Raw genomic sequence first — 22,295 nt, 5'->3', positions numbered from 1 at the left:
CTGCGCGCCGCCGGCCGCGCCGTTGGCTGGCTCAGGCTGTGCCGGTGCGCGCCGAGGTCTGGCGCGACATCACCCACACCAGCAAGACGGTCAGCGCCAGCGCCGACAGCGTGAGGCCGGTGGTCGAGGCGATCCAGAAGCCGCGCGCACCGTGCCAGGCGGCCGGCGTGCTGGTCTGGCTGGCAAAGGCCAGCCAGTAGCCGCCGCCCAGGCCCACGCCCCACAGCGCCACCACGTAGATCACCATCGGCACGGTGGCAATGCGCCAGGCGCGCAGCACAAAGGCCACCAGGGTCTGCACCGCATCGGCGGCGTGGAACAGCGCCACCCAGGCCAGCAGCGGCAGGGCCGCGGCCACCACTGCGGCGTTGCCGGTGTACAGCCGCACCACGCCTTCACGCGTGGCAAACACCGCCAGGCCCATCACCAGGGCCACGCCCAGGGTCAGCTGCAGGCCGTGCCAGCCCAGGCGGCGGGCGTCGCGCAGGTCGCCGGCGCCGATGCGCTGGGCCACCAGGGTGCTGGTGGCGTTGGACAGGCCCAGCGGCATCATGAACAGGATCGACACCAGGTTGGCCGCGATCTGGTGGCCGGCCACCGCGGTTTCACCCAGGCGCGAGATGAAGATGGCCATGAACGAGAAGCCGGTCACCTCGACCAGGATGGTCAGGCCCATCGGAATGCCCAGCTTCAGCAGAGCCCGCAGCGAGGGCCCATGCGGCGCGCGGTGGCCGGCCTGGGCCAGGTCAAAGCGCTGGTAGAAGCTGTCGCGGCGCATCACCCACAGGGCCACGATCAGCTGCGCCCACATCACCAGCGCGGTGGCGATGCCGCAGCCCACCACGCCCAGCGCCGGCAGGCCCAGGCCCGGCGAGCCGGCCACCAGCAGCCACGACAGCGGCACCTTCAGCGCCAGCCCGCCCAGCTGCAGGGCCATCACCGCCTTGGGCCGCGACACCGCGTTGTTGAAGCCGCGGTACACCGTGAACAGCAGCGCCGCCGGCAGCGCGGCGGCCAGCGCCAGCAGGTAGCCGCGCACCTTGTCGGCCACCGCCGGCGAGGCCTGCGCCAGCGCCAGAAAGGGCTCGGGAAAGGCCAGCAGCGCGCTGCCCAGCAGCGACATCGCCAGCGCCAGCCAGCCGGCCTGCCACACCTGGTGGCCGGCCTCGTGCAGGCGCTGCGCGCCGAACAGCTGGCCGACGATGGGGCCGATGGCCAGCACCGCGCCCATCAGGCCGATGAACACCGTGATGTAGGCCGCGCTGCCCACCGCCAGAGCGGCCAGGTCGGTGGCCGAATGGCGGGCCACCAGCATGGTGTCGACGGTGGCAAAACCCAGCACCGCCAGCTGGCCGATGAACAGCGGCCAGGCCAGCGGCACGATGCGGCGCACGCTGCCGCCCCAGCCGGTGGCCGCCGGTGCGCCCGCCCTGGCCGCGCCGCTCATTGATCGCCGGGCGCTGGCGCCGCGCCGGACGGCGCGCCACCGGCCACCCGTGCCCGCTCGGCATAGCGGTTGAAGCGCCAGGCCGTGCCTTCGGTGGTGATGCGCCGCCACACCAGGCGCTTTTCAGTCGGGCTGAGCTGCGGCCAGTGCTGCACCTCGTCCTCGCTGCGGCCACAGCCCTTGCAGATGGCATCGCCCTGCGCGGTGGAGCAAATGGCGATGCAGGGCGCATCGGGCGTGCTGTGGTACCAGTCGAGCCAGGCATTGCGCGCGGCGGCAGGCATGCTGCGCTCGTCGGCCAGCGACTCGCGGTAATACACCATCAGCGCGTACACCTCGGCCAGCGCGCGCACCGGCGGGCTCAGGCTGAGGCCGTCGGGCGAGGGCGAGCGCTCGCGCCACCAGTTGATGGCGCTCTCGATGTCGGTGATGTGGATGCCGGCCATGGGTCAAGGCGAAAGGGCCGCGAGCATAGCCTGTTGCCGCCACCCGCTGCCCGGCACGGGCCATGCATACTGGGGACGCTTCATCCAACCGGGGGGCGCCGCCAACGCAGTGGTGCCGTGACACGTGCGCATCCACCTGCCCAACTGCCGCCGCGCTGCCGCTCCCGCCTTGCTGGCGCTGAGCGCCGCCCTGGCCATCGGCCCGCTGCAGGCGGGCGAGTTCAGCGACGAGTTCGACCGCCAGCGCTTCAAGGAAGGGCTCAAGCACGAGATCGCGTTTCGCGAGGCGGCCATCCATGTGGCCTGGGGCGCCGAGCCGCTGTGCGACGACACCACCGAGATCGAGCCCTTCGTGCTGTGGAGCACGCGCACAGTGCGCAAGGGCCTGTCGGGCAAGCACCAGGAATTGTTCAGGCAGGCCACCGGCATGGACGAGCACTGGCGCGTCGCCTGGCTCGACGAGGCCGCGCCCGACGAGCTGAAACTGGGCGCCCGCGTGCTGGCGGTGAACCAGCGCGCCCTGCCGGCGCCGGGGCAGAAGTTCGAGCTCACCGCACTGCTGCGTGGCGGCTCGACGATGTCGGTGGACGACCAGGCCTTCTGGTCGGTGATGCACCAGGCACGCGAGGAAGCCAACCACGACCAGACCATGAGCCTCACGCTGGAAGGCGGGCAGACAGTGAAGGTGAGCACCCAGACCGGCTGCGCCGGCACCGTGATGGCCAGCGCCTTCGACGACGAACCGGGCAACTTCCTGCGCCAGGAGGGCCGGCGCAGCAAGATTCCTGGCAACGCCATGCTCGAGGCGCGCACGCGCGACGAATACCGCTGGCTGGCGGCCTTCGGCACGTACTTCCTGGCCAGCGAGAAATCCATCCTGCGCCAGCGTTCGTCCGACGATCTGGGCAATGCCTTCCTGGTGGGCAAGGTGCTGGCGCTGGCGGTGCCGGGCGGCGGCACCATCTTGTCGGCGGTGGAGGCGCAGACCCAGCGCACGCTGCAGGTGGACGGCCTGGTGGGCGGCGCCGACCTGTTTGCCAACGAGGTGGTGATGGCCATGGGCGGTGATCCGGCCGTGGGCATGAAGCTCTCCGACCGGCTCAAGGCCCAGGGCATTCGCGCCGACGTGCTGGTGCTCAGCGAATTTCGCCGCTCGACCGTGGAGCTGCACCTGCGCACGCTGCGCGAAATCGATGCGGCGCGCCAAAAGGCCGAAGCCGCCACGATCACCTTGCGGCGCTCCCGGTGCGGGGGCGGCCGCCTCGGCGGCTTCGGCCGCGTCACATCCCATGCGCTGAGGCGCCTGGGGATCCACTTTGCCCATGCGCTGGCGCGCCTGGGGTTTCACTCTGCCCATGCGCTGACGCGCCTGGGGGGGCCGGGCAGGGCGCCCGGCCTCAGGGGCTCAGCGCGAGCCGCCGCGGCGCGGGCCGCCGGCCGGGCCGTGGCCGCGGAACGGGGCGCGGCCATCGGCCTGGTAGCCACCCTGGCCACCCCGCGTGTCGGGGCGGCCGCCACGGAAGCCGCCGTCGCCGGCACCCTGGCCATCGCCATGGCCGCCACGCGGGCCGCCAAAACCGCCACGGTCGTGCTGCGGGCCGCCGAAGCCGCCCCGCTCTTGCTGCTGGCCACCAAAGCCGCCACGGTCCTGGCCGCCGAAGCCGCCACGATCACCTTGCGGCGCCGGGCCGCCGTGGCCACGGTCGCGGCCGAAGCTGTTGAACGAGCCGAAGCCGCCACCGTTGCCACCGCCGTTGCCGCCACCCTGGCCACCCGGGCCCGGACGGCCGCGGCCGAAGGCCGGGCGCTCGCCACGGCCACCGCCGAAGCCACCAAAACCACCGCCGGGGCGGCGGTCACGCGGGCTGTCGCTGGGCGGCGGCGCCTTGGGCTCGAGGCCCGGCACCACCGACACGGCGATCGGCTGGGTGGTGAAACGCTCGATGCGGCGGATCATCGGCACATCGCGGCGCTCGGCCAGCGTGATCGCCAGGCCCGAGCGGCCGGCACGGCCGGTGCGGCCGATGCGGTGCACGTAGTCCTCGGCCTTCATCGGCAGGCCCCAGTTGATGACGTGGGTGATGGTGGGCACGTCGATGCCGCGGGCGGCCACGTCGGTGGCCACCAGCACGCGCAGCTGGCGCTGGCGCAGGCCCTGCAGCACGCGGTTGCGGCGGCCTTGCGGCATGCCGCCATGCAGCGAGGCCACGGCGTGGCCGATGTCGGCCAGCGCGTCGGCCAGCACGTCGGCGTCTTGCTGGGTGCTGGTGAAGACCACCGCCTGGTCGAGCTCGGGGTCGGCCAGCAGCTGCTCCAGCAGCGCACGCTTGTGGCTCAGGCTGTCGGCCCAGTGGATGCGCTGCTCGATGCGGGCATGGGTGTCGGTGTGCGAATCGATGCTGATGCGTTGCGGGTCGCGGGTCAGGCTTTGCGCCAGGCGGCCCACGCTGCCGGCAAAGGTGGCCGAGAACATCAGCGTCTGGCGCGTGGCCGGCAGGGCCTCGGCCACGGCGGTGATGTCGTCGATGAAGCCCATGTCGAGCATGCGGTCGGCCTCGTCGAGCACCAGCATGTCCACCTGGTTCAGGATGGCGGCACCCGAGCCCATCAGGTCGAGCAGGCGGCCGGGGGTGGCGATCAGCACGTCCAGCGGCGCGCGCAGCGCCTTCAGCTGGGCCTGGTAGGGCACGCCGCCTACCACGTGGGCCACACGCAGACCCTGCATGCCCAGGCCGTAGGTGGTGCAGGCACGCGCCACCTGCAGCGCCAGTTCACGCGTGGGCACCAGCACCAGAATGCGCGGGCCGCAGGGCTGGCCCTTGGCGCGCTTCTTGGCCGGGTCGCGGCGGGCGTTCAGGATGGTCTGCAGCGCCGGCCACACGAAGGAGGCGGTCTTGCCGCTGCCGGTCTGCGACGAGACCAGCAGGTCGACGCCGGTCAGGGCCACCGGCACGGCACGGGCCTGCACCGGGGTGGGTTCGTTGTAGCCGGCGCGGGTGATGGCGCTCACCACCTCGGGGGCCAGGCCCAGCGCGGCGAATTCGGCGCCCGGCACACCTTGCGGCTCGGTGGTGGCGGAGGCGGTGTCGGCGGTGTCCAGGTCGGCGTCGAGCGGCAGCGCGGTGTTCAGTTCGGTATCGAAGGTCATGGTTCGTTTTCTCGGAGCAAAGGCTTCCCCCGATGGCGCTGGTGAGCCATGGCAAGGCAAGCCCATGGCGCCACGGCGTCGGGCATGACGCGAGGGGCACCCAGGGGTGATGTCGCTGTGGGGATGGCCGCGGGGCTGCACGCAGTGGTGGTGCAGCTGACCCGTGAGTCCTGAAGCAACGGCAGGCATCGCCGCCGACCAGGACTCGGGACACGGTGACTCCCCGTGCTCGATCGCTGTTGGATCGCCGGGGCCGCGCTCGATGAGGGCCAGAGGGGATGAACGAAGGCACTGACCGAAATCAGCGCCGAAGTGCGGATTCTCTCAGAGTTTTCCCGAACGCGCCAGCCTTGGACCTTGGCCGGCCCGACGGGCGTGCAGTCTGCACAGGGCCGGTTCAGGCCGCGGCGCGCACCAGGTCGGCGGCCTTCTCGCCGATCATGATCGTCGGCGCGTTGGTGTTGCCGCCCACGATGCGCGGCATCACCGAGGCATCCACCACGCGCAGTCCGGCGATGCCGTGCACGCGCAACTGCGCATCCACCACCGCGCCGGCGGCCGCGTCGGGGCCCATGCGGCAGGTGCCCACCGGGTGGTAGATGGTGTCGGCGTAGCGGCGGATGAAGTCGGCGATCTGGGCCTCGGTGTGCACTGCCTTCGAGGCCGCCAGCGGCCGCCCGCCCAATGCCGCCAGCGCTGGCTGGGCGGTGATCTGGCGCATGCGCTGAAAGCCCTTGACCAGGCGTGGCAGGTCGTCGGGGTGGCTCAGAAAACCCGGGTCGATGGCTGGCGCGGCCAGCGGGTCGGGGCTGGCCAGCGTCAGCGTGCCGCGGCTCTTGGGGTGCAGCAGGCACACATGGGTCGACCAGCCGTGGCCCAGCACCGTGGTGCGGCCATGGTTGACCAGCTTGCCGATCACGAAGTGCAGCTGCACATCGGGCACCAGCTCGGTGGGATCGGTGCGGAAAAAGGCGCCGGCCTCGGCAAAGTTGGTGGTCAGCCGGCCGGTGCGCTGGCGGCGCCATTCGCGCAGATCGCCCAGCGCCTGCCACAGGCCGTGCCACGACAGGCCGAACAGCTCGCGCGCGTGCGGCGCGTCCATCACCTCGACCACGTCGATGTGGTCGTGCAGGTTGGCGCCGACGCCCGGCAGGTCGAGCGCCACCGGGATGCCCAGGCGCTGCAGCTGGGCGCCGGGGCCGATGCCGCTGAGCAGCAGCAGCTGCGGCGATTGCAGCGCGCCGGCGGCCAGCAGCACCTCGCGCCGCGCCTGCACCTGCTGCAGGCCGTGGTCGCGGCGGCGGAACTCGACACCGGTGACGCGGCGCCCGTCCAGCAGCAGCCGCGTGGCCTGGGCGCCGGTCAGCACCGTGAGGTTGGGGCGCTGGCGTGCCGGCGTCAGATAGGCCTTGGCGGCGCTGCAGCGCTCGCCGTCGCGGTGGGTGACCTGGTACCAGCCCACGCCGTCCTGCGCGGGGCCGTTGAAATCCTCGTTGAGCGGCAGGCCGGCCTGCTGCCCGGCCTCGATGAAGCGCGCCGCGCCGGGGTTGGGGTGGCCCAGATCCTGCGCCTGCAGCGGGCCGCCACGGCCATGCAGTGCACCGTTGAAGCGGGTGTTGTGCTCGGCGCGACGGAAGTAGGGCAGCACCTCGTCGAAGGCCCAGCCCGGATTGCCGGCGGCGGCCCAGCCGTCGTAGTCGGCGGGCTGGCCGCGCAGGTAGATCATGGCGTTGATCGAGCTCGAGCCACCCAGCACCTTGCCGCGCGGCTGGTAGCCGCGGCGGCCGTTCAGGCCCGGCTGCGGCACGGTCTCGAAGCCCCAGTTCAGCGCCGGGCTGCGGGCCATCAGCGCCAGCCCGGCGGGGCAGTGGATCAGGGGGCTGGTGTCGTCGGCGCCGGCTTCCAGCAGGGCCACCTGCACGGCGGGGTCTTCGCTCAGTCGCGCGGCCAGCACACAGCCGGCCGAGCCGCCGCCGATCACCACATAGTCGTAGCGCATGCCCGGGTCTCCATGATCTCGCGCGGGCACTTGGGGCAGGCCCGTCGTCGTCCAGTGCGTGGGCACCGGTTCAGCGAAATCATGACAGCCAGCGGGCTGGCGCAGCGCTGGGCTGGGCTCCTGCCTCTAGAAGAGGGGCGGGTTGTCCCCAGTCAGGGCGGGCGGGGCGCCTGGAACTCAGGCGGCCGGCGGGGTGGCCGGCGGGGCGCCGTCGGCGCTGTTGCCGTCGGGCGCGCTGTTGTGCTCTTCGGCCGGGGCGCTGCCATCGTCGGGGCGCGACTTCTTGTTGCGCTTTTCCTCGGCCTTGCGTTTCTTGGCCAGTTCGCGTTGCCGCTTTTCGTACGAGTAGTTCGGAGTCGCCAAGGGGGGTGTCCTCTGGGGAAGGCTCAAGGCGCGCCGATCGCGCTATGCAGCGTACCGGCAGCATAAGGCATCCGGCCACGGCCCTGCCGTGGTGCCGTGCCGGCCCGCGGCGTGCGCAGAAAAGGCAAAGGGCCATGCATGCATGGCCCTTCAGGGTGTCTGGCGCCGGGTACGGGTTCCGGTACTCCGCCCATTGGTGCGGTCGGTTTTCGCGTCGACAGGAGTGATTGTGCAGGCCGCCCATGACGGCGGTATGACGAAGAACAAAGGTCATCACCGGCCAGTTCCGGCGATTGCGGTCGCGGGGTGTGATGTTGCGGTGCACAATGGCCCATCCGCAGCGAGCAGCGGCCGGCTGGCCGCAAAGGTGATGGGGTTCATGCGCCAGGTCGTGTTCAACCAGAAGGGTGGTGTCGGCAAGTCGACCATCGCGTGCAACCTGGCGGCCATCGGCGCGCAGCAGGGCCTGCGCACGCTGCTGGTCGACCTGGATGCGCAGGGCAACAGCACCCGCTATCTGCTGGGGGCGCTGGCCGACGAGCCGCTGCCCGGCGTGGCCGAGTTCTTCGACCAGACGCTCAAGTTCACGCTGCGCGACGAGGGCATCGAGGCCTTCGTCACCGCCTCGCCCTTCGAGAACCTGGACGTGATGCCGGCCAGCCCGCGGCTGGACGAACTGCACGGCAAGCTCGAGAGCCGCTACAAGATCTACAAGCTGCGCGATGCGCTGGCCGCACTCGGCACGCGTTATGACCGGGTGTGGATCGACACCCCGCCGGCGCTGAACTTCTACACCCGCTCGGCGCTGATTGCCGCCGAGGGCTGTCTGATCCCGTTCGACTGCGACGATTTTTCGCGCCGGGCGCTGTACGGGCTGATGGATGCGGTGCAGGAGATCCAGGCCGATCACAACCCGCAGCTGCGGGTCAGCGGCATCGTCGTCAACCAGTTCCAGCCGCGCGCCAACCTGCCGCAGCGCCTGGTGCAGGAGCTGATCGACGAGGGCCTGCCGGTGCTGCAGCCCTACCTGGGCGCCAGCGTGAAGATCAAGGAATCGCACGAACGCGCGCTGCCGATGGTGCACCTGGATGCACGCCACCGCCTGACCCAGGACTATCTGGGCCTGTACGCCGCGCTGCACGCGGCCACCTTGGCCAGGGGCAAGGCCAAGCCGGCGCGCGGGCGCTGAGGGCGGCGGCTGGCGCGCAGCCGCCCAGCTGCTCAGCCGCTCAGCCGCTCAGCGCGGCGCGGCCTGCAGCTCGCGCATCCAGCGCTCGAGCATGCGCTGCTCGTAGGCCAGGCTGCCCCGGCCCGCGCCCAGGCCGGTCTGCTGCAGGTAGTTCATGTCCGACAGCCGGGCCTCGCCCTGGCGCAGCACCTGCTCGCCGCGTGCCAGCGTGTAGCGCAGGTGCAGGCGCGGCCAGTCGGCGCGGCCCTTCATCACGCGGATGTCGCTGGCGGCCCGCAGCCAGGGGTTGAGCTCGCCGGCCAGGTCGATGTCGAGCACCTCGATGTGCAGCGCCTGGTCGGCCGGCAGGCGGGTGGCGGCCAGCTGCTGCAGCTGGCGGGCCAGCGCCTCGCGCACTTGTTCGGCGTCGATGCCGCGGCCGGCATCGGTGTAGCGCTCGGGCTCGACAAAGCGCACATCGGCCGTGGCGGCGCGGGCCGGGCCGCTCGCGGCGGCGGCGGCCATGGCCAGCAGCAGCGCTGCCAGCGCGCTGGCGGCCTGTGGCCGCCGCCGCGCGGCTGGCGCGGGCTGCGGCGGGGCTTTTGGCCGCTGGCAGGGGTGGGGCTCAAGGCAGGATGGATGGTGCATGGGGATCCTCCGGAAGGCGGTGGCCAAGGGTGCCCGCCTGTGGCTGGGAGCCGTCCGCGCGGCGGTGGGTTCCGTGCTTTGCCGCGGGTTCACACGGCCGTGCCGCGGCCGTCGCCCGGCTGCAGGGCCAGCGCGCGGCAGCCGGGGGCCGGCTCGGCCACGCAGGGCAGGATCCAGCCCTCGGCGATCTCGTCGGCCAGCAGGCTGGGCCAGTCGATGCGGTGGTGCACCTGGCCTTGCACCAGGCGGCTGATGCAGGTGCGGCAGCTGCCGTTGCGGCACGAGGCCGGCAGTGCCAGGCCCTCGCGCAGCGCGGCCTGCAGCAGCGTGTGTCCGGGCAGCACCGGCACCTGCCGGCCGCCCGGCAGCACGGTGAGCAGGATCTGGCTGTCGGGCATGGCCATGGGCCTCAGCCGCCGTGGGGCGGGTGGCGGCGAAACACCAGCAGGCGGTTGTTGGCCGGCATGGCCACCTGCTCGTGCAGCTGCAGGCCGGCGGCGCGGGCGGCGGTGGCCACCGCACCGAGCTGGCGCAGGCCCCAGGCCGGGTTGCGCTGGCGCAGGTCGGCGTCAAAGGCCAGGTTGCCGGGCGCGGTGGGCTCACCCTCGACGAGGTAGGGGCCGTAGGTGATGAGCTGGCCGGCGGGGGCGAGCCGCTGCGCGGCGCCGCGCATCAGCGCCGCGCAGCAGGCCCAGGGCGCGATGTGCAGCATGTTGGCGCAGTACAGCAGGTCGATCGGGCCGGGCAGGCCGGTCACCGGCCAGGGCTCGGCCAGCACATCCAGCTGCTGCGGCGGCAGCAGGCCGGGCAGATGCGCCTGGGCCTGGGCCTGGGCACGCCAGGCGGCGATGGACGACAGCGCGGCGGCGTCGGGATCGGTGGGCTGCCAGGTCCAGCCGGGCAGGTGGGCGGCAAAGTGCGCCGCGTGCTGGCCGGTGCCGGCGGCGACTTCGAGCGCCGCGCCCTGCGCCGGCAGCAGGCGCAGCAGCTCGGCCAGGATGGGCGCCTTGTTGCGCTCGGCGGCGGGGCTGGTCTGGCGGATCGGGGGCAGGGCGGGGCTCATGCTGGGCGGCAGTCTGCCATGCGCAGCCGCGCTGCAGGGACCGCCGCCGGCCGGGTGGCTTCGCGCCCGGCCAGCGGGCGCGCCACTCAGCGGGCCGCTGTGCCGGCCAAGGCCTCCGCCAGTGCCTGCGCCATTGCGCGGCTGTAGCCCAGCGGCGCCAGGCCCGGCAGGCCGTGGCACAGCGGGGACAGCGCGTCGGCATCGCCGGCGCAGGCGCGGTCGCGGTCGAGCGACCAGAAGTGCAGGCCTTCCAGGCCGGAGGCTCGCACATCGGCCGCCAGGCGGCGCGCATCGGCCAGCGAGAAGCGGTTGTCGGCCACGTCATTGCGGCCCAGCATCGGCGTGAGCGCGATGCGCGACAGCGCGATGCCGTGGCGGGCCTGCACATTGCGCGCGGCCTGCAGGCCCGCGGCGCCCATGTCGCAGGCGGCTGCAGCGCCGGCAGCCGCCTCGCGCAAGGGGCAGTGGCGCGGCTGCGCCGGGCCGTAGTTCATGACCATCAGGTTGACCACCAGATGCGCCAGCACGCCGGCCGAGCGGGCGGCGGCCAGCACGCGCTCGCCGGTGGCGTTGAGGCTCTGGTGGCTACCGTCTGTGGCGGCATGGGTGGCCAGCGTGACGCTCCAGCGCAGGCCGGGGCGGTGGCGCAGGCCGAAGGCCACGCGGGCCATCAGGTCGGCGATCTGCGCATCGCTCTGGTCGCGCTCGATGTCGAAATCGATGCCGCGCAGCAGTGCGGAGTCGTAGCGCGCCAGAAACCGCGCCATGCCGGCATTGCTGGCGCAATGGAAACCACCGGCCTCGCCGCCGGTGGCCACGATGTAGGGCACGCCGGCCGCGGCAAAGGCGGCCACGTTCAGGCCTGCGAAGGCCTCGGTGTCGAACGGGCCCCAACGCTCCTGCCCACATTCGCCGGTGGCAAAGGCCCAGACCAGGGCCTGCGCGCCACCGGGCAGCCGGCCGTCGGGCTGGCTGGGCTGGCCGGGCCCGCCGGGCAGCAGGGCCGGCGGCCCGCCGTGCACCGCCGTGGCGATGCGCGGCGTGGCCGGATCGATGGCCAGCGACACGTCCTTGTAGGGCATCAGCGCCGGGCCGGACGCCACGGTCAAGGCTGGCAGCGCGGCCAGCACCATGGTCATGGGCCACGCCCTTGCGCGCCGGGCGGCCCGCGTCACGGCAAGCCCGCTGCCGGTGGTGTGCATGCCGGCCCTCGGCCTCAGAACCGGGCCCGCGCCGTCAGGAAGAACTGCCGGCCGTTGACGTAGATCGAGCGCGGCTGGTCTTCGTTGAGCGCGTAGTACTTGAGCTTCGGGTTGTTGAGGTTGCGCGCATCCAGCGAGATGCTGAACTGCTCGTTGATCTTCACCCCGAACGAGGCCGACACGCTGTCGCTGGCCGCCTGGTAGAAGGCGGTGCTGCGGTCCAGCCCGCTGTAGAAGCTGGAGCGGTGGTTGTACGAGACGCGCACGTTGAAGCGCTCGTCCTCGTAGAAGCCGCCCAGGTTGTAGGTTTGGCGCGAGGCGCCTACCAGCGGGCCGCCGCCGGCTTCGTTGGCATCGGTGTAGGTGAAGTTGGCGTTGACACCGAAGTTGTTCCACAGCGGCTGCTCGTAGGCGAACTCCAGGCCCTTGACCTTGCCGCTGCTGTTGACCGGCACGGTGAGCAGGTAGTCCACCAGCGCGCCCTGCGGCACCGCGGCGCTGTAGGTCATGAACTGCTTCTTCACCTGGCCCAGGCCCACGTAGCTGCGCAGGTCCATGTAGAAGGCGCTGGCCGTCAGCAGCGAGCGCGGCGCGAAGTACCACTCGAGCGTGGCGTCGAGGTTGGTCGAGCGCACCGGCTTCAGGTCGGGGTTGCCGCCCGAGCCCGAGCCCACGCCGCCGGCCACCGCCGGCGGCGACAGCGCCACCGAGGCGGCCAGCGCCGAGTAATCGGGCAGGGTCATGGTGCGCGCCGCGGCCAGGCGGGCCACCAGCTCCTTGCTCAGCTCGATGCGCAGGTTGGCGCTGGGCAGCACGTCGGTGTAGCGGTGCTCGGTGCTCACCGGCTTGAACGGGCCGAAGGCCGAGCTGGTGACAGCACCCGGCGTGGTGGCGTTCACGGCCATGTTGTTGGTCACGCGTTCGCTCGTCTGCACCAGGCGCAGGCCGACATTGCCCGACCAGCCCTTGCCGTCCAGATTGGCCTGCACATAGGCGGCGTTGCGCTTTTCCTTCAGCGCGTAGGTCGAGTTCCAGTTCAGGCGCGAGCCGTCGGTCGAGCGGTTGGCCAGGCGGGCGTTGTAGGCCGCCAGCTGCTCGGGGGTGTAGTACCAGATGCCGCCGGGGAAGTTGCCGCCCAGGCCGTTGCCGAAGTCGCCCGGGTAGGTGGCAAAGCCCTGCGGGAAGTTGGCCGGGTCGGCGGCCGAGGCGGTGCCCGCCGGGCACCAGTAGGCCTGCAACCAGTCGAAGCCCACGTTCTGGCCGGTGCTGGTCTTGCAGCCCGGGCCCTGGCCGATCACGCCTTCGGACTTGCGCGTGTGGTCCATCGCGCGCACGCCGAACTTCAGCTTGGCCAGCAGGCCGCTGTCGACCACGTACTCGCCGTCGAGCTGGGCCCAGTTCTCCTTGTCCTTCACGTGGATGTTCTGGTCGCCAAAGATCCAGCCCAGGCCCAGGCCGGCCGGGCTGGCGTTGTTGGCCGTGCCCAGCGACCAGTCGGCCGCGCGGTCCACGCCGTTCAGCCGCCACGCGGCGCCACTGCCGACGCCGGTGTTCCATTCGGCCACGTCCTGCGTGGGCGTGCTGCCGCTGCCGCTGCTGGTGCCCAGCTTGCCGGCCAGGCTGAGGGCGCCGTTGGGCTTCCAGCTGGCATCCAGGTTCACGAAGTTCGAGGTGGCCTCGGCATCAGGGCGCGAGATCTGGTCGTACACACCGTAGGTCGTGCCGGCCACCGGGCTGAAGCTGGCCGACACCAGGGTGTTGTTGCGCACCACGTAGCCGGCATCGGGGGCCTGGCCGGCGCCCTGGTTCAGCACGCGGGTGGCCCACAGCATGTAGTTGCGGTTGTAGTTGGCGGCCTTCATCGTCGACGAGAAGCCGCTCAGATCGAGCGTCAGGTCGTGGGTCGGCCTGATCTGGATGTCGATCAGGCCGCCGGTGCGCTCACGCTTTTGCTCGAACAGCGCCGAGCCGATCAGCGTGGGGTACCACACGCCGGCCAGGTCGGGGCGGGCGGTGGCCACCGCGCTGCCGGCCTTGATCTGCTCGTAGCCCAGCAGCTCCTGGCCGTCGCGGCGCAGGTGGCGGTGCTCGCTGAAGGCCTGCAGCATCACGCCCAGCGTGCCGGCGTCGTTTTTCCAGTTGATCAGGCCGTTGAACTGCGGGTCGGTCTTGCCCGGCAGGTCGGCATACACCATGCCGGCCCCGGCCTCCAGCGTGAGCTGCTTGCGAAAGGCCAGCGGCTTGCGCGTGATGATGTCCACCGCGCCGACCACGCCGCCCTCGATCAGGCTGGCCTCGGCGCTCTTGCGCACGATCACCTTGTCCACCAGCTCGGACGGCAGCAGCGAGAAGCTCACGCTGCGGCCCACGGTGCCGGTCTGGTTGAGCACGAACCAGTCGCCCGACGAGATGCCGTGGCCGTTGATGGTGGTCAGCGTCAGGCTGGGGCTGGTGCCGCGCATGCTGACGCGGTCGTTTTCGTCGAAACCGCCCTCGTTGGCGCCGGCCGAGCTGATGGTGACACCGGGCACGCGCTGCAGCGAATCGGCCACGTTCTTGTCGGGCATCTTGCCGATGTCCTCGGCGGTGATCACCTCGACGCGGCTCTCGGCATTGCGCTTCTGGTTGATCGACTGCTGCAGCGACCCGCGGATGCCGGTGACCACCACTTCCTGGGTGGGCGTGGCGGCCGGCTGGGCCTGGGCCGCGGTGCCCAGCAGGGCCAGCAGCGCGGCGGTGGCGATGGGGGTGGCGAGCGGGGTGGGGGACAGCTTCATCGGGAGCACTCCTGGCGTGGGGATGGTCGTCAACCTGGCTGGGCAGTCGCGCGGCGGCGGATTGGTTCTGTCCGCGGTCTGCATTGGTGTGATACCAATATACTACCAATCACGCCAATGTTGCTACCAGTTTTCCCGCGTGTGTCGGCTGGGTGTCCTGGGTTTGCGGGGTGCTGGGCCTGTGTGCGCCAGCGGCGGGGCAGGTGAATCCCGGGGCCGGCGGGGCCTGGCTGGCGCCGGCGATGGCTGGGTGGTTTGGTATGCTAGTGGTCATGAACTTCTGGCCTCGCCCCGCGTCGTGAATGCCGCTCCGCAAGACAGTGCGGCGGTGGCCGCGCTGCTGGGCGCACTGGATTCGGCGTCGAGCCAGCCGCTGTACCTGCAGTTGCAGCAGGTGCTGCGCCGCGCCATCGAGCAGCGCGTGCTGGGCCCCGAAACCGCGCTGCCGCCCGAGCGTGTGCTGGCCGAGGAGCTGGGCGTGTCGCGCATCACCGTGCGCAAGGCCATCGATGGCCTGGCGGCCGAGGGCCTGCTGGAAAAGCGCCAGGGCGCCGGCAACTTCGTCTGCACCCGCATCGACAAGAACTTTGCCAAGCTGACCTCGTTTTCAGAAGACATGCGCTCGCGCGGGCGCTCGCCCAGCAGCGTGTGGCTGAAAAAGAGCGAGGGCACCGTGTCGCCCGAAGAGGCGCTGAAGCTGGCGCTGAGCCCCGGCACCACGGTGTTTCGGTTTGACCGCCTGCGCCTGGCCGACGGCCATCCGATGGCCATCGAGCGCTGCACGCTGGCGGCCTGGACCGTGCCCTCGCTGGCGGCGGTGGACCATTCGCTGTACGAGGCGCTCGATCTGGCCGGCCACCGCCCGGTGCGCGCGCTGCAGCGCCTGCATGCGCTGCTGCTCACCGACGAGCAGGCGCGCCTGCTGGAAGCCAAGCCGCGCGACGCCGGCCTGCTGGTGGAGCGCCTGGGCTACCTGGCCGATGGCCGCGCGGTGGAGCTGTCGCAATCGGTCTACCGCGGCGACACCTATGACTTCGTGGCCGAGCTCAATGCCGGCTGAGTGAGCGGGCCGGCTGGCCCGCCCGGCGTCACAGATTGCAGGGGCTGCTCAGTGGCGGCTGGGCGGCGGGCAGGGTGTCCTGCCGGGCCAGGCCGGCCTGGCGCAGGCGGGCGACCTCGGCCTCCACCGCAGCGGCGTCCAGCAGGCGGTCGCGGGCGTGCAGCACCCAGTCGACCTCGTAGCGCCACAGGCGCGGCTGGCTGCTGGGTGCGCCCAGCCCACCCGGCGAGAACCACAGGTTGAACTGCAGCGCCATCGGCTGCACCGGCACGCTGCGCCCGCCGTGCACGGCGAAGGGCTGGCCGTCGACAAACAGCCGCACCTCGGCCGGTGTGACCTGCATCAGCAGCTGGTGCCAGCCGGCCAGGCTGCCCGGCCGCTCATGGGCGCTGTTGTGCGCGTCCCAGGGTTCGATCCGCACGGTTTGCCAGCTCAGGCCGTACAAGCGGGTGTGCGGGCTGCCCCAGCCGCCGTTGGCCAGGTACTCCCAGTCGACCTCGGAGAAGCGCGGGTCGTAGTCGTGGGCCAGCGGGCTGGCGGCGTAGAAGGTCTGGATCACCGGGTCGCCGTCGGCGCCCGCCAGCGGCTCGTCGTGAAAGCGGATGCGCGCGGCATAGGTGCCCACCAGCATCTTGCGGGCGCTGCACAGCTGGGCCTGCTGCGTGCCGGCCGGCGTGCCATCGGTTTGCGCACGCAGCTGCAGCAGGCGGTTGCCGGGGCGCTGGGGGTCGTCCACCAGCGCCAGGCCGGCGGCGCCCCAGCGCGCACCGGGCACGCCGGGGTGGCCGGCCAGGCTGCGCACGATCCAGCCATCGGCGGCCAGCCCGGCCAGGTCGGGCTGCGCGAAGTCGTCGAAGAAGATCATGGGGCCGGGGCCGGGGCCGGGGCCGGGGCCGGGGTCGGGGCGGCGGCCGGTGGCTCGTCGCGGATCGGCAGCCGGCGCAGCATGGCAAACACCGGCAGCGCGCAGACCAGCACCCACAGGAAGAAGTGGCGGTAGCCCAGCGCCTGCTGGACATCGCCGCTCACCGTCTTGAACAGCACATAACCCAGCGCCATGAAGCCGGTGGCCAGCGCGTAGTGCGCGGTCTGGTAGCGGCTGCCGGCCACGAACTGCATCATGAACAGGATCACGGCGACAAAGCCGAAGCCGTAGCCAAAGGTCTCCAGGCTCACCGCCGCCGAGATCAGCCACAGGCTCTTGGGCTGGGCCACGGCCAGCAGCCAGAAGGCCAGGTTGGGCAGGTTCATCGCCACCACCAGCGTCAGCAGCGCGCGGCGCAGGCCCAGCCAGGCGGTGAAGTAGCCCGAGGCGATGCTGCCGGCCAGAAAGGCCAGCGTGCCGGCCGTGCCATAGCTCCAGCCCACCTCGCTGGTGGCCAGGCCCAGGCCGCCGGCGGCCACGGCGTCTTTCAGAAACAGCGGGCCGATGGTCTGCACCTGCGCCTCTCCGGCGCGAAACAGCACGATGAAGGCGATAGCCCAGCCCACGCCGGGCAGCTGGAAGAAGCTGCGCAGCACGTCGACCAGGGTGCCGGCCAGCGGTGCGCCGGGTGCGGTGGCGGTGGCGGTGGCGGTGGCGTCTGCGGATGGCGCCGTGGCGCGCCGCGTGTCGGGCAGCGCCCAGGCGTGGTAGCCGGCCAGCAAGGCCATGGCCAGCGCGGTGAGGCCGAACACCGTGGCCCAGGCCGCGGCCACGCCGATGCGCGGCTCGAGTGCGCCGGCCAGGATCACCAGGCCGCCCATCGCCGCCAGCTTGGCGGCATTGAAGCAGGCGCCCAGCCAGCCGGCCCACAGGGCGCGCTGGCGGGCGTCGAGCGAGGCGATGTAGAGGCCGTCGCAGGCGATGTCGTGCGAGGCCGAGGCGATGGCGGCCAGCGCCAGCAGCGCGATCACCGCGGCAAAGTAGGCCGGCAACTGCAAGGCCAGCGCCACCGCGCCGAGCGTGAGCGCGCCGGCACCCTGGGCGGCCACCACCAGCCACTTCTGGCTGGGGGCCGCCTCGAGCAAGGGGCTCCACAGCGGCTTGAACACCCAGGCCAGGCCCAGCAGGCCGGTCCAGCGCGCGATCTCGTCATTGGCCACGCCCAGGCTCTTGAGCATCAGCCCGGCCACCACGTTGACCATGAAAAACGGCAGGCCCTGCATGAAGTACAGGCTCAGCACCCAGGTGGCGGGGCTGCGCGGCGTCATGCGGCCACCGCCTGCGTTGGCGCCGGTGCGGCCAGCAGCGGTGCCGGTGGCACGCCCGGCGCATCGGCGCGGCCGTGCAGCCAGGCCGCCAGGGCGGCCAGCGCGCCATCGGCATGGCCCCAGGTGACGACCGTTGGCGCGTCGATGTCGGCGGCCTGGAACGGGTTCCACAGCGCCAGGTGCAGATCGGGGCGCAGGCCATGGCCGGGTGCATAACGCTGCCGGTGGTTGGACACCAGCACGCGCACGCGGCCATCGGCCGGGCCCAGATCGGCCGGGGTGGCGCGGGCCAGGTCGGGCACGGTGCACCACTCGACATCGGCCCAGCCCTCGAACAGCCCGCGCACCGCGCTGGCCGGCAGGCCGGCCTCGGCCACGCCGTCGCTGGCCACATCGGCCTGGGTGAGCACGCGCAGGCGGGCGCCAGGCGCTGGCGGCTGCGGGTCGCGCAGCGCGCTCAGGCCGCGGGCCCAGGCGGCGTGCATGCGGCGGTCGTCGGCGGCGCGGGTGGGCGTGTCGTAGGGGCCGGGGCGCACCGGGTAGGTGGTGGCCAGCGCGTCCAGGCGCGCGGCCGAGCGCTGCAGCGCGGCCCGCTCGAGCCGGCCATCGGCCAGGGCCTCGCCGATGGCCTGCAGCGTGGCCGCCTGCTCGGCGCGGCTGCCCTGGGCCAGCGGCATGTCGGCGCCGGCCTGCAGCGCCAGCACCGCGGCGCGGGCATGGCCCCAGCGGGCGTGCACGGCCTGCATCATCAGCGCATCGGTGATCACCACGCCCTGGTAGCCCAGGCGCTCGCGCAGCAGGCCATGCAGCAGCGGGCGGCTCAGCGTGGCGGGGTGTTCGGGGTCGAGCTGCGGGTAGACGATGTGCGCGCTCATCACCGCCGGTGCCTGGCCGGCCAGCGCGGCAAAGGGCCGAAGCTCCAGCGCCAGCAGCTCGGCCAGCGACTTGTTCACCGTGGGCAGGGCGTGGTGCGAGTCTTCGTGGGTGTCGCCATGGCCGGGAAAGTGTTTCACGCAGCAGGCCACGCCCTCGCGCAGGCTGCCGCGCATCCAGGCGCCGGCCAGGCGGGCCACCGCGTCGGGCTCGGCACCGAAGCTGCGCTCGCCGATCACCGGATTGGCCGGGTTGCTGTTGACATCGAGCACCGGTGCGAAATTCCAGTTGATGCCCAGTGCCCGCAGCGCGCGCGCCACCGCCGCGCCCACGGCCTCGGCCTGGGCGCAGGCGGCGCCGTCGCTGCCGGCGGCGCCCAGGGCCATGGCCGAGGGCGCCTGCGGCACGAAGGTGGCACGCAGCACCGAGCCGCCTTCCTGGTCGAGCGCGATCAGCGCCTGCGGGCCCAGCACGCGGTGCAGGTCGGCCAGCAGCTCGCGCACCTCGGCCTCGTCGCCCAGGTTCTTGCGGAACAGGCACACCGCGCGGATGCGGTGTTCGCGCAGGAAGGCTGCGGTGTCGGCGTCGAGGTGGCGGCCGGGGATGTCGACCATCACCAGGCGGCCGGGGTGGAAATCGGTGTCGCTCATGTACTGCACTGGGTGTTCGGTGGGCGCGGGGTTCAGCGCGTGCGCGTGACCTTGGCCAGGTGGCGCGGCTGGTCGGGGTCGAGGCCGCGGGCGCGGGCCAGGGCCTCGACGGTCGGGTAGAAGCTTTGCGCCGCGGTGATCGCGTCGAGGTCGACATGGCCGGTGGTGGCCAGCGGCAGCTCGGCACCCGCCACGCCGGCCGGCGCGGCCAGCAGCACGCGTGCGCCGCGCTGGCGCATCTGCTGCGCCAGCTCGATCAGGCCGGCCTGGGCCGGGCCGCGCGGGGCGATCACCAGCAGCGGCCAGCCTTCGTCGATCAGCGCCATCGGGCCGTGCTGCACCTCGGCGCCCGAGAAGGCCTCGGCGTGGATGCCGGCCACCTCCTTGAACTTGAGCGCGGCCTCCATCGCGATGGCCAGGCCGGTGCCGCGGCCGATGACGTACAGCTGGCGCGCGCTGGCCAGGGCCTCGACCATCGGCTGCCAGTCGAGCGCCGCGGCCTCGGCCAGTGCGGCGGGCAGCTGCGCGAGCGCGGCCAGCAGCGCGGCGTCGTCCTGCCAGTGCGCCACCAGCGCGGCGCCCAGGGCCAGCTGGGCCAGGTAGCTCTTGGTGGCGGCCACGCTGGTCTCGGGGCCGGCCGACAGCGGCAGCAGCCATTGCGCGGCATCGGCCTGGGCCAGCGGCGAGGCGGCGTCGTTGACCAGGGCCACGCTGCGCCCGCCGTGGGCGCGCACATAGCGCATCGGCGCCACCAGGTCGGGGCTCTGGCCCGATTGCGAGAAGGCCAGTGCCAGCAGGCCCTCGCAGTGCAGGCGCGACTGGTACAGGGTGATCAGCGACATCGGCAGCGAAGTCACCAGGCGGCCCAGGCGGGCCATCACCAGGTAGGCCATGTGGTGCGCGGCATGGTCGCTGCTGCCACGCGCCACGGTGAGGATGGACTGCGGCGGCGCGGCGCGCAGGCTGGCGCCCAGCGCGGCCAGCGTGGGGCCGGCGGCGGCCAGGGCGCGGGCCACCGCGGCCGGGGCTTCCAGCGCCTCCAGGCGCATGCGCGAGGGCGGCACGGTGTTGGCGCAGGTCGTGGCGTCAGGACTCAATCGTTTCTCCTTCCACAAGCACACGCTGCAGCTGCAGCGCGGTATCGAGCACCACCAGGTCGGCCCAGGCGCCGGGGGCCAGGCGCCCGCGGTCAGCCGCGCCGATGAAGTCGGCCGCGTGGGTGGACACGCGGCGCGAGGCCTCGTCGATCTCCAGCCCCAGCTCGAACACCAGGTTGCGCAGGGCCTGGTCGAGCGTGAGCGTGCTGCCGGCCAGCGTGCCGTCTTCCAGGCGCACGCCGCCCAGGCACTTGCGCACGCGGTGGCTGCCGAGCTGGTATTCGCCATCGGGCATGCCGGTGGCAGCGGTGGAATCGCTCACGCAGTACAGGCAGGGAATGGCGCGCAGCGCGGCGCGGATGGCGCCCGGGTGCACATGCAGCAGGTCGGGAATGATCTCGGCATGCGTGGCATGCGCCAGCGCCGCGCCCACCATGCCCGGCGCGCGGTGGTGCAGGCCGCTCATGGCGTTGAACAGGTGGGTGAAGCCGGCCGCGCCCTGGCGCAGCGCGGCCACGCCGTCCTCGTAGCTGCCGGCGCTGTGGCCGATCTGCACCACAAAACCCGCGGCGCGCAGGCGTGCGATCCATTCGAGGTTGCCGGGGATCTCGGGCGCCAGCGTGATCAGGCGGATCGGCGCCAGCGCATGCAGGCGCTGCAGCTCGTCGGTGCTGGCCGGGCGCGCATGGTCGGGCTGGGCGCCCAGGCGGCCGGGGTTGATGTACGGGCCTTCGAGGTGCACGCCCAGCACCCGCGCCATGCCCGGCTGGCGTTGCTGGCAGGCCGGGCCCATGGCCGCCATCGCCGCCTGCAGCTCGTCGGGCGGGGCGGTCATGGTGGTGGCCAGCAGCGCGGTGGTGCCGTGGCGGGCGTGGGTGCGGGCGATGGTGGGCAGGGCGTCGCCGGCCTCCATGGTGTCGCGCCCGCCGCCGCCATGCACGTGCAGGTCGACAAAGCCGGGCAGCACCAGCGGCAGGCGGCCGTGGCGCACCTCGGGCTCGCTGACCGGCTCGCCGTCGATGGCGCTGATGCGGCCATCGGCGCCCCAGTGCAGGCGGCCGCGCAGCCAGCCGCCGGGGGTGAGCAGGTGGCCGTGAACCTCGCCGGCGGCCACGTGGGCGTGGCGGGCGGTGTGTGGGTGGGTGGGGTGGTCGGTGTGGTGGCCGGTGTGGTGGCCGGGCGCGTGGCCGCTGCCGTGGCCGGCGGGGTCGGGGCTTGCGCTGCGCGGGCTCATGGCGCCTCCACCGTGGCCTGGCCCAGCGCGCTGCGCAGCAGGTGCAGCGCGCCCTCGGTGGCGTCGGCCTGGGCCGGCACGCTGCGGGTGTGCAGGCGCGCTGGCAGGCGCGGCGCCAGGCGCTGGCCCACGCTGCCGCCCACCACGATGGGCAGCTCGCCCAGCGGGTCCATCGCATCCACCAGGCGGGCCAGGGCCTGGGCGGCTTCGTCCAGCAGCGACCAGGCCACCGGATCGGCATGCGCCAGCTCGAACACCAGCGGTGCCAGCGAGGCGTAGGCCTGCTGGCCGGCGCCGGCGCACCAGTCGATCAGCTGGTCGCGCTGGCCGCCCACGCGCTCCCACACGGCGCGTGCCAGCGCGCCCACCGGGCCGCGGCCGTCCATCGCCTGCTGCGACAGCTGCATGGCACGCAGCCCGAGCCAGGCGCCGCTGCCCTCGTCACCGACCGGAAAGCCCCAGCCGCCGACCGACAGGCGCCGGCCATCGCGGCGCAGGGCCTCGCCGACGCTGCCGGTGCCGGCGGCCACGATGACGCCCGGCTGGCCACCATGGGCGCCCAGCAGCAGCACGCCGGCGTCGGTGTCGAGCAGGGTGCTCTGGAAGCCGGGATCGGCCGCGCGAAAGGCCGCGGCCAGGGCCGGCGCATGCACGCCGGCCAGGCCCAGGCCCAGCGCGCAGTGCTGTGGCGCCACGCCGGGCAGGCCGGCGGCGGCAAAGGCCGCGTCAATGGCCTGGCGCACATGCCGCCAGGCCTGCGGCACGCCCTGCGCCAGGCCCGAGGGCCCGGCCTCGCCCAGCGCCAGCGTGCGCCCTTGCGCATCGGCCAGGCGGGCGCGGGTGCCGCTGCCGCCGCCATCGATGCCGATCAGGTGGCGCGGGGCTGGCGCGCTGAGGTGAGGGCTTGGGTTCATCTAGTACCAATGT

At 72.7% G+C, this 22,295-nt stretch carries 19 protein-coding genes; 2 read left to right on the top strand and 17 right to left on the bottom strand.

The annotated features are described in order from the left end of the window. Positions 1-31 precede the first annotated feature (31 nt). The 6 genes from N4G63_RS15635 to N4G63_RS15610 all read right to left on the bottom strand — a co-directional run bounded on the left by N4G63_RS15635 (position 32) and on the right by N4G63_RS15610 (position 7,403). A complete protein-coding gene (locus N4G63_RS15635; protein ID WP_260786381.1) occupies positions 32-1,447 on the bottom strand; it encodes an MATE family efflux transporter in 1,416 nt (471 codons plus the stop codon). Further along, positions 1,444-1,893, bottom strand: coding sequence for a DUF3717 domain-containing protein (locus N4G63_RS15630; protein ID WP_260786380.1), 450 nt, complete (start codon positions 1,891-1,893; stop codon positions 1,444-1,446). The genes N4G63_RS15635 and N4G63_RS15630 overlap by 4 nt, the downstream gene beginning before the upstream one ends. 3 nt (positions 1,894-1,896) lie before the next feature. Then, the gene (locus N4G63_RS15625) at positions 1,897-2,952 is read right to left on the bottom strand and encodes a hypothetical protein (protein WP_314599914.1); all 1,056 of its coding nucleotides are present in this window, start codon (positions 2,950-2,952) and stop codon (positions 1,897-1,899) included. A 346-nt stretch (positions 2,953-3,298) separates the two neighbouring features. Further along, positions 3,299-5,041: a DEAD/DEAH box helicase gene (locus N4G63_RS15620; RefSeq protein WP_260786378.1), complete on the bottom strand. Its 1,743-nt coding sequence runs from the start codon at positions 5,039-5,041 to the stop codon at positions 3,299-3,301. 397 nt (positions 5,042-5,438) lie between these two features. Further along, entirely contained in the window at positions 5,439-7,040 is a 1,602-nt protein-coding gene (locus N4G63_RS15615) for a GMC family oxidoreductase (protein ID WP_260786377.1), read from the bottom strand. Positions 7,041-7,217: 177 nt separating this feature from the next. Continuing rightward, positions 7,218-7,403, bottom strand: coding sequence for a hypothetical protein (locus N4G63_RS15610; RefSeq protein ID WP_260786376.1), 186 nt, complete (start codon positions 7,401-7,403; stop codon positions 7,218-7,220). Between the two features lie 379 nt (positions 7,404-7,782). Between N4G63_RS15610 and N4G63_RS15605 the strand changes: the two genes are divergently transcribed. Further along, complete coding sequence (locus tag N4G63_RS15605) at positions 7,783-8,592, top strand: ParA family protein (RefSeq protein ID WP_260786375.1); 810 nt, start codon at positions 7,783-7,785, stop codon at positions 8,590-8,592. Positions 8,593-8,640: 48 nt separating this feature from the next. Here N4G63_RS15605 and N4G63_RS15600 read toward each other — a convergent pair whose 3' ends face one another. The 5 genes from N4G63_RS15600 to N4G63_RS15580 all read right to left on the bottom strand — a co-directional run bounded on the left by N4G63_RS15600 (position 8,641) and on the right by N4G63_RS15580 (position 14,261). Further along, the gene (locus N4G63_RS15600) at positions 8,641-9,219 is read right to left on the bottom strand and encodes a DUF3016 domain-containing protein (protein ID WP_314599913.1); all 579 of its coding nucleotides are present in this window, start codon (positions 9,217-9,219) and stop codon (positions 8,641-8,643) included. 89 nt (positions 9,220-9,308) lie between these two features. Next, positions 9,309-9,617: a 2Fe-2S iron-sulfur cluster-binding protein gene (locus N4G63_RS15595; RefSeq protein WP_260786373.1), complete on the bottom strand. Its 309-nt coding sequence runs from the start codon at positions 9,615-9,617 to the stop codon at positions 9,309-9,311. A gap of 11 nt (positions 9,618-9,628) precedes the next feature. Next, on the bottom strand, positions 9,629-10,282 hold the full coding sequence (locus tag N4G63_RS15590; protein WP_260786372.1) for a DUF938 domain-containing protein: 654 nt from the start codon (positions 10,280-10,282) through the stop codon (positions 9,629-9,631). 86 nt (positions 10,283-10,368) lie between these two features. Further along, entirely contained in the window at positions 10,369-11,421 is a 1,053-nt protein-coding gene (locus N4G63_RS15585; RefSeq protein ID WP_314599912.1) for a glycoside hydrolase family 18 protein, read from the bottom strand. A gap of 77 nt (positions 11,422-11,498) precedes the next feature. Then, positions 11,499-14,261 (bottom strand): TonB-dependent receptor, encoded by a 2,763-nt coding sequence (locus N4G63_RS15580; protein ID WP_314599911.1) that lies wholly within the window; start codon positions 14,259-14,261, stop codon positions 11,499-11,501. Between the two features lie 298 nt (positions 14,262-14,559). On the opposite strand from N4G63_RS15580, the gene N4G63_RS15575 reads away from it, so the two are divergent. Next, positions 14,560-15,321, top strand: a complete 762-nt coding sequence (locus tag N4G63_RS15575; RefSeq protein WP_443112062.1) for a GntR family transcriptional regulator — start codon at positions 14,560-14,562, stop codon at positions 15,319-15,321. Between the two features lie 28 nt (positions 15,322-15,349). Here N4G63_RS15575 and N4G63_RS15570 read toward each other — a convergent pair whose 3' ends face one another. From N4G63_RS15570 to N4G63_RS15545, 6 genes are read right to left on the bottom strand one after another with little or no spacing between them, the layout of a single operon-like run. Further along, on the bottom strand, positions 15,350-16,186 hold the full coding sequence (locus tag N4G63_RS15570; RefSeq protein WP_260786369.1) for a glycoside hydrolase family 16 protein: 837 nt from the start codon (positions 16,184-16,186) through the stop codon (positions 15,350-15,352). Further along, the gene (locus N4G63_RS15565) at positions 16,183-17,514 is read right to left on the bottom strand and encodes an MFS transporter (RefSeq protein ID WP_260786368.1); all 1,332 of its coding nucleotides are present in this window, start codon (positions 17,512-17,514) and stop codon (positions 16,183-16,185) included. The genes N4G63_RS15570 and N4G63_RS15565 overlap by 4 nt, the downstream gene beginning before the upstream one ends. Next, a complete protein-coding gene (gene nagZ / locus N4G63_RS15560; protein WP_260786367.1) occupies positions 17,511-19,037 on the bottom strand; it encodes a beta-N-acetylhexosaminidase in 1,527 nt (508 codons plus the stop codon). The genes N4G63_RS15565 and nagZ overlap by 4 nt, the downstream gene beginning before the upstream one ends. Before the next feature lie 32 nt (positions 19,038-19,069). After that, a complete protein-coding gene (locus N4G63_RS15555; RefSeq protein ID WP_260786718.1) occupies positions 19,070-20,086 on the bottom strand; it encodes an SIS domain-containing protein in 1,017 nt (338 codons plus the stop codon). 37 nt (positions 20,087-20,123) lie between these two features. Then, positions 20,124-21,368, bottom strand: coding sequence for an N-acetylglucosamine-6-phosphate deacetylase (gene nagA, locus N4G63_RS15550; protein ID WP_260786366.1), 1,245 nt, complete (start codon positions 21,366-21,368; stop codon positions 20,124-20,126). Then, complete coding sequence (locus tag N4G63_RS15545) at positions 21,365-22,282, bottom strand: glucosamine kinase nucleotide-binding domain-containing protein (protein WP_260786365.1); 918 nt, start codon at positions 22,280-22,282, stop codon at positions 21,365-21,367. Before N4G63_RS15545 ends, nagA begins: the two co-directional genes overlap by 4 nt. Between the last annotated feature and the right edge of the window lie 13 nt (positions 22,283-22,295).

The organism is Aquabacterium sp. OR-4 (assembly GCF_025290835.2).
Taxonomy (GTDB): domain Bacteria; phylum Pseudomonadota; class Gammaproteobacteria; order Burkholderiales; family Burkholderiaceae_C; genus Pseudaquabacterium.
This window is presented reverse-complemented; position numbering and strand designations above follow the sequence as displayed.